The sequence below is a fragment of the Acetobacterium sp. genome, assembly GCF_030652775.1.
GTDB lineage: Bacteria > Bacillota > Clostridia > Eubacteriales > Eubacteriaceae > Acetobacterium.
The window spans coordinates 1-1,808 of the sequence record NZ_JAUSPS010000098.1; the positions used below are offsets into that span (position 1 = coordinate 1).

The 1,808-nt window shown below is 66.4% G+C and carries 1 protein-coding gene; it reads left to right on the forward strand.

All coding sequences use genetic code 11. The annotated features are described in order from the left end of the window. Window positions 1-1,808 (forward strand): AIR synthase-related protein (locus Q7J41_RS17720; protein WP_304889778.1); only part of this gene is annotated, 1,808 nt, incomplete at both ends.

Sequence of the window (1,808 nt, forward strand, 5' to 3'; positions counted from 1 at the left end):
CAGACCTGGAGCGAGCACTGCAAGCACAAGATCTTCAACGCCAAAATCGACTACGAGGACGCCGAGCAGGGCACCAGGCGCAGCATCGACAGCCTGTACAAGACCTGCGTCAAGGGCAGTACCCAGGCCATCCGCGCCGCCAAGGGCAAGGACGACTTCTGCCTGTCCGTGTTCAAGGACAACGCGGGCGTTCTGCGCTTCAACGACAACCTGAACATCTGCATCAAGGTCGAGACGCACAACTCGCCCTCCGCGCTGGACCCCTACGGCGGAGCGCTCACGGGCATCGTGGGCGTGAACCGCGACCCCATGGGCACGGGCCTGGGCGCCAACCTCCTGTGCAACACCGACGTCTTCTGCTTTGCCTCGCCCTTCTACGAGGGCGAGCTGCCGCCCCGGCTGCTGCACCCCCGCCGCGTGCTGGAAGGCGTGCGCGAGGGCGTGGAGCACGGCGGCAACAAGAGCGGCATCCCCACTGTCAACGGGTCCATCGTGTTCGATGAGCGCTACCTCGGCAAGCCGCTGGTCTATTGCGGCACGGTGGGCACCATGCCGGTGAGGGTGGCCGGACGCCTGAGCCACGAGAAGTGCGCGCTGCCCGGCGACCACATCGTCATGATCGGCGGGCGCATCGGCAAGGACGGCATCCACGGCGCGACCTTCTCGTCGGAAGAATTGCACGAGGGCTCGCCCGCCACGGCCGTGCAGATCGGCGACCCCATCACCCAGCGCAAGATGTACGACTTCCTCATGCGCGCCCGTGACCTGGGCTTGTACAACGCCATCACCGACAACGGCGCGGGTGGGCTGTCCTCCAGCGTGGGCGAGATGGCCCAGGACTGCGGCGGCTGCGACCTCGACCTGTCCCGCGCCCCGCTCAAGTACGACGGCCTGAAGCCCTGGGAGATCCTCATCTCCGAGGCCCAGGAGCGCATGACCTGCGCCGTGCCTCCGGACAAGCTGGCGGCCTTCCTGGCCCTGTCCGAGGAGATGGACGTGGAGTCCACGGCCCTGGGCACCTACACCGATTCCGGCACCTTCCACGTGCGCTACGCGGACAAATGCGTGACGCACCTGCCCATGGACTTCCTGCACGAGGGGCTGCCCCAGATGGAGATCAAGGCCCGCTGGGAGCGCCCTGTGATCCCGACGGACCCGCTGCCCATGGACGTTGACCACGAGGCTTTGCTTTCACGCATGCTCTCGCGGCTGAACATCTGCAGCAAGGAATACGTCATCCGCCAGTACGACCACGAGGTCCAGGGCAAGAGCATCATCAAGCCCCTGGTGGGCGTGGAGCGCGACGGCCCCTCCGACGCGGCGGTGATCCGGCCGGACTTCGGCACGGACGAGGGCCTGGTCCTTTCCCACGGCATCTGCCCCAAGTACAGCGACCTCGACACCTACTGGATGATGGCCGCTGCCATTGACGAGGCCGTGCGCGGCGCGGTGGCCGTCGGCGGCGACCTGCGCTTCATGGCTGGCACGGACAACTTCTGCTGGTGCGACCCGGTTGCGAGCGAGACCACGCCCGACGGCGAGTACAAGCTGGCCCAGCTGGTGCGCGCCAACGAGGCGCTCGACCACTTCTGCCGAGGTTTCGGCGTGCCCTGCGTGTCCGGCAAGGACTCCATGAAGAACGACTACAAGGGCGGCGGGGTCAAAATATCCATACCCCCGACGGTGTTGTATTCCGTGGTGGCGAAGATGCCGGACGTGAAATGCGCCGTGACCTCGGACTTCAAGGCCGCGGGTGAGCTGGTGTACGTCCTGGGCCTGACCAAGGCCGAGCTTGGCGGTTCGGAGCT